2 protein-coding genes are annotated in these 6489 nt (G+C 49.5%); both read right to left on the bottom strand.

The features are described from left to right. A partial coding sequence (carB, locus tag Q0502_RS13795; RefSeq protein ID WP_298651759.1) for a carbamoyl-phosphate synthase (glutamine-hydrolyzing) large subunit occupies positions 1-2694 on the bottom strand: 2694 nt, incomplete at its 3' end. Positions 2695-3028: 334 nt separating this feature from the next. Continuing rightward, complete coding sequence (carB, locus tag Q0502_RS13790; RefSeq protein WP_298651756.1) at positions 3029-6322, bottom strand: carbamoyl-phosphate synthase (glutamine-hydrolyzing) large subunit; 3294 nt, start codon at positions 6320-6322, stop codon at positions 3029-3031. Positions 6323-6489 lie beyond the last annotated feature (167 nt).

The raw sequence follows: 6489 nt of genomic DNA, 5'->3' as shown, positions 1-6489 counted from the left end.
CTGCAGACGGGAGAAAGAGAACTGCGATGCCTTTACCCCGATATATTCCAGATCGAACACCGAACTGTCGGGTTTGGCATAAGGCGCGCCCAGCATAATACGGGTAGCCGTATCAATAAAATTATGCTTCAACACCTTGGAAACAAAGGGGAAAGAGCGCGACGCCCGCAGATTACATTCAATCACCTTGATCTCGTTGTTTTTGGCAAGATACTGGATATTGAACGGACCGCTGATATTCAATTCTTTGGCTACCTGTTTCGATATCTTCTTCACACGGCGCAGGGTCTCAAAATAAATCTTCTGCGCAGGGAAAACCAGTGTGGCATCACCCGAATGGACGCCGGCAAACTCCACATGTTCCGAAATGGCATATTCCACCACCTCGCCCTCCCGGGCCACCGCGTCAAATTCAATCTCTTTGGCATTCTGCAGGAAAGAGGAAACCACCACAGGATATTCTTTCGACACATTGGCAGCCATCTTGAGGAAGGTATGCATCTGTTCTTTATCGTAACATACGTTCATGGCCGCTCCCGAAAGGACGTAGGAAGGGCGTATCAACACGGGAAAACCCACCTCTTCAACAAAAGCGTCGATCTCCCCGAAGCTGCTCATCTCTTTCCACCGGGGCTGGTCGATACCCAGCTCATCAAGCATGGCAGAGAACTTATGACGGTTTTCCGCCCGGTCGATCGATAAGGGAGAGGTACCCAGAATGGATACATTCTGCCGGTACAACTTCATGGCGAGGTTATTGGGGATTTGTCCTCCCACGGAAACGATCACCCCTTTGGGATTTTCTATATCAATCACGTCAAGCACGCGCTCAAACGACAGTTCATCGAAGTAGAGGCGGTCGCACATATCGTAATCGGTCGACACCGTCTCGGGATTGTAGTTGATCATCACTGATTCATATCCCAGTTCACGGGCTGTCTGCACTGCGTTGACCGAACACCAGTCGAATTCCACCGACGAGCCGATGCGATAAGCGCCGGAACCCAGCACAATGACGGACTCTTTTTCTCCCTTCCGGGGTGTGGAAACTTTGCCGGAGCCATAGGTAAAATAGAGATAGTTGGTTGTATCGGGATGTTCGGAAGCCACCGTATTGATACGGCGTACTACCGGTGTAACCTGCAATGCTTTCCTCCTGTCGCGCACCCTGATCAGTTCATCCTCTAACGTACCCTGCGGATCTTCCACAAACCGCGCGATCTGGAAATCGGAGAAGCCGAGACGTTTTGCCTCCCGCAATACATCTTCCGGCAGTTCGTCGATCTTGTCGTAGGCAGTAAGCACCTTTGAATAGTTGTAAACATTTTCCAACCGTTCCAGGAACCACCGGTCAATCCTGGTCAACTCCTCAATTTGCTTTACCGAATATCCTTTTTCAAAAGCGTTAGCAATAGCGAAGATACGCATATCGGTCGGCTTTGAAAGCGCCTCTTCCACATCGTCGAAGATCATCTCCCTGTTCCCCACGAAACCGTGCATCCCCTGCCCGATCATACGTAATCCTTTCTGGATGATCTCTTCAAAAGACTGGCCGATGGACATGATCTCACCGACAGACTTCATGGAAGAACCGATCTCGTGACTTACCCCATAGAATTTATTGAGGTCCCAACGCGGAATCTTTACGATCATATAATCTACTTTCGGCGCTACATAAGCAGAGTTGGAGGTCCCGGGTTCCCCTATCTGGTCGAGGGTATAACCCAAAGCCAGTTTTGCCGCCACAAAAGCCAGGGGATATCCTGATGCTTTAGAAGCCAGGGCAGACGAACGGCTCAGGCGGGCATTGATCTCGATAATGCGGTAATCATTGGTCTCGGCATTGAAAGCGTACTGGATATTGCATTCACCCAAAATACCTATATGGCGTACCACCTGCTGCGCAATATCTTCGAGCATGGCAATCTGCTCTTTACTGAGCGTGATAATGGGAGCCACCACAATACTCTCTCCGGTATGGATACCCAGGGGATCGAAGTTCTCCATCGGAACCACCGTAAAACAATGGTCGTTCCTGTCGCGGATCACTTCAAACTCAATCTCTTTCCATCCTTTAAGGCTCTCCTCCACCAATATCTGGTTAGAGAAAGAGAGGGCGCTCTTGCAAAGTCCGATAAACTCCTCTTCATTTGCACAGATGCCCGAACCTTGTCCGCCTAATGCGTATGCCGAGCGTACCATAATGGGAAAACCTATCTCATAGGCTGCCGACAACGCGTCTTCCAGACTTTCCACCGCCCTGGATGCAGGCGTTTTGGCATCGATCTCGGCCAGCTTTTTCACGAACAGATCACGGTCTTCCGTGATCATAATCGCCTCTACCGATGTTCCCAGTACCCGTACGCCATATTGATCCAGCGTTCCGCTCTGGTATAGTTCCGCACCGCAGTTCAGCGCGGTCTGTCCTCCGAAGGCCAGCAGGATGCCGTCCGGTTGCTCCTTCCGGATCACCTTCTCTACAAAATAGGGGGTAATGGGCAGGAAGTAGACCGTATCGGCCACCCCTTCCGATGTCTGGATCGTGGCAATATTGGGATTGATCAATACCGTTTCTATTCCTTCCTCGCGCATTGCTTTCAAAGCCTGTGAACCGGAATAGTCAAATTCACCCGCTTGCCCGATCTTCAGGGCGCCGGAACCCAGTAAAATAACTTTTTTAATTGATTTGTCCATTATATTGATTTGCTGATTTATCGATTTACTGATTTACTTAAGTTTCGCATGTAAATTTATAGTGTATGCAACTAAAACGGAGACCTTTAGATATTTTGTAGGGACCCATAGTTCTCGATGAGCGTTAAAAGAGTAGTTGTTTGAGCGAAGCGAGTTCTACTCTTTTAGTGAACGAGAACTTTTATGAGTCATAAAATATTGTCAATCGGAGCTTTTAGTTGCAATAATACGACTTGCGAAACTTGAACTGATTTATGGATTGAGATTGGTGAAGATTGACAATACAACATATTGCAATCATCACATTATCACATCAATTAATCATCTCATCAAATTAATTATACTCTCCCCAATGTTTGATCTCGATATTATCCTGAGATATACGGCAGAATGCTTTGATAAAGGCGCTTGCCAGACGGGCATTGGTGATGAGGGGAATATTGTAATCGATGGCGCCGCGACGGATCTTATACCCATTGGTCAGCTCCCTCTCAGTGAGATTTTTGGGAATATTGATGATCAGATCGAATTTCCTTTCGGCAATCATTTCATCGACTTTCAACGCTGCGCTCTTTTCATCGGGCCAGGCTACATAAGCGCTTTTTACGCCGTTCTCCTCCAGGAACTTTTGCGTCCCGCCGGTAGCATACAGGTTATATCCGTGTTGCTGCAAAAGACGGCAGGCATCCAGCAGGTCGACCTTCGACCTGGTCCCGCCGGAAGAGACCATGATATTTTTTTCCGGGATACGGTAACCCACTGCCAACATCGACGTGAGCAGCGCCTGATCGAAATGGGTACCAATGGCCCCTACTTCACCGGTGGAAGCCATATCCACTCCCAGCACGGGATCTGCCTTCTGCAAGCGGGTAAAAGAGAACTGGGGCGCTTTAATGCCTACATAATCGAGTTCGAATGCCGATTTCTCCGGCTTCTTCGTGTCAATATCAAGTATTGCTTTCGTTGCGAGCTCTATAAAATTAATTTTCAGTACCTTGGAAACAAAAGGAAATGATCTCGACGCCCTCAGGTTACACTCAATCACCCGGATGGCGTTGTCTTTAGCCAGGAACTGAATATTGAAAGGCCCCGTAATCTGCAGAGCCTTTGCGATCTCCCGAGTGATCTGCTTGATCCTCCTCACCGTTTGCACGTATATCTTCTGCGGCGGGAACTGAATGGTGGCATCCCCGGAGTGTACACCGGCAAATTCCACATGCTCGGAAATGGCATAGACGATCAGTTCACCGTTCCGGGCCACCGCATCCATCTCTATCTCCTTGGCATTTTCGACAAACTCCGACACCACTACCGGATATTTGGCAGACACTTCGGTAGCCAGTGTAAGGAAATATTCCAGTTCCTTCTCGTTAGAGCAGACGTTCATAGCCGCGCCAGAAAGGACGTAGGAAGGGCGTACCAGCAGGGGGAATCCCACCTCGTCGGCAAATTGGCGGATATCGGTGAGAGTGGTCAGCTCTTTCCAGCGTGGCTGGTCTATACCCAACCGGTCGAGCATGGATGAGAACTTGTGCCGGTCCTCGGCGTTGTCGATGCTTTTGGCTCCTGTCCCCAGAATATGCACATCCGCCTTGTCCAGTCTCACCGCCAGATTATTGGGGATCTGTCCTCCCACGGAGAGGATGACACCGTACGGATTCTCCAGCTCAATGATATCCATTACCCGCTCGTACGACAGCTCATCGAAGTAGAGCCGGTCGCACATGTCGTAATCGGTCGATACTGTCTCTGGATTATAGTTGATCATCACGGAGCGGAATCCTTCCTTGCGCACGGTATTCAATGCATTCACCGAACACCAGTCGAACTCAACGGACGAGCCGATACGGTAAGCGCCTGATCCCAGGACGATAACCGACCGGCGGTCGCCCAGATAATGCATATCGTTCTCCGATCCGTTGTAGGTGAGATAGAGATAATTGGTCTGGGCAGGATATTCCGCAGCGAGTGTATCTATCTGCTTGACAAAAGGAAGGATACCCTGTTTTTTTCTGTAGGCGCGCACCTGAAGGGCATCTTCCTCTTCCGTCTTCTCCTTCCGGAGTGCCCGTGCCACCTGAAAATCGGAAAAACCCTGCTGCTTGGCAATTTTCAGTATTTCATCAAATCCCGGATTATTCTCTTTCCGAAGATCCACCCTTTCTTCCGGGTAGCTCTCCAATGCTTCCGCTGTCTTTACAATATTGAACAGCTTCTGCAGGAACCACCGGTCTATTTTTGTCAGCTCATGGATCTGGTCGATGCCGTATCCTTTCCTGAATGCTTTGCTGATCACGAAGATACGCTGGTCGGTCGGCTCCCGGAGCGCTTTGTCTATATCATCGATCTTCAGTTCTTTATTTTCCACAAACCCGTGCATCCCCAATCCGGTCATCCGAAGCCCCTTTTGTATGGCCTCTTCAAAGGTACGCCCGATCGCCATGATCTCGCCGACAGATTTCATGGAAGAACCGATTTCTTTGGAGACTCCGCTGAATTTTCCCAGATCCCAACGGGGTATTTTTACGACGATATAATCCAACGCAGGTTCAAAAAAGGCGCTGGTAGATCTTGTTACGGAGTTCTTCAGATCGAACAGTCCATACCCCAGAGCCAGCTTTGCCGCCACGAATGCCAGCGGATAGCCGGTAGCCTTGGAGGCAAGCGCCGAGGATCGGCTCAGGCGGGCGTTGACCTCGATCACCCGGTAATCTTCCGACACGGGGTCGAAGGCATATTGTACGTTGCATTCCCCGACGATCCCTATATGGCGGACGATCCTGATCGACAGTTCCCTCAGCTTGTGATATTCACTATTGGTAAGCGTCTGCGAGGGAGCCACCACGATACTTTCACCGGTATGGATGCCGAGCGGATCGAAATTCTCCATATTGCAGACGGTGATACAATTGTCGTAGCGGTCGCGTACCACCTCATACTCAATTTCCTTCCATCCTTTGAGGGATTTCTCGATCAGTAGCTGGCCGGAATAGTTGAATGCTTTCACTGCGAGCGCTTTCAACTCCTCTTTGTCGTTGCAAAATCCTGAACCCAGTCCCCCAAGGGCATAAGCGGCCCGCACAATGACGGGATATTCCAACCGGTCTGCTGCCTGCAGGGCATCCCCCGTAGTGGAAACAGCATAGCTTTGAATTGTCTTTACGTTGATCTGGTCGAGTTTTTTCACGAACAGGTCCCTGTCCTCTGTATCCATGATCGACTGTACCGGAGTACCCAGTACACTGACACCGTATTTTTCAAAAACGCCCCCCTGGTAGAGTTGTACGCCGCAGTTCAGGGCCGTCTGTCCGCCGAAAGCCAGCAGGATGCCGTCGGGTCGTTCCCTGTCGATCACCTTTTCCACGAAATAAGGCGTCACGGGCAGAAAGTAAATCTTATCGGCCGATCCTTCGGAGGTCTGCACCGTGGCGATATTCGGATTGATCAGGATGGTTTCCACACCCTCTTCGCGCAATGCTTTGAGGGCTTGTGAGCCGGAATAGTCGAACTCGCCTGCCTCGCCGATCTTGAGCGCCCCGGAACCGAGGATAAGGGCTTTTTTAACCGTTATCCTGCCTTCCCCGGAAGATGGCGCTATATCTTGCAAAAATGAATTACTGGTATGCATACTTCTCTGTTTTATCGTTAATAGAACTCAGAAATTAGAAGTAAGAAGTTGAAAATTTATTAATTTCCCCATTAAAATTATAAGTTCTTAGTCCTGAGTTCTCAATTCTTAGGTGAGGATCAAAGCATCTTTACGAATTCCTCAAAGAAAAAACGGGTATCGGTCGG

Origin of the sequence: uncultured Proteiniphilum sp. (assembly GCF_937873925.1) — a bacterium.
Lineage (GTDB): Bacteria > Bacteroidota > Bacteroidia > Bacteroidales > Dysgonomonadaceae > Proteiniphilum.
Note: the sequence above shows the minus strand (reverse complement) of the source record. Positions and strands in the feature narration are given on the sequence as shown.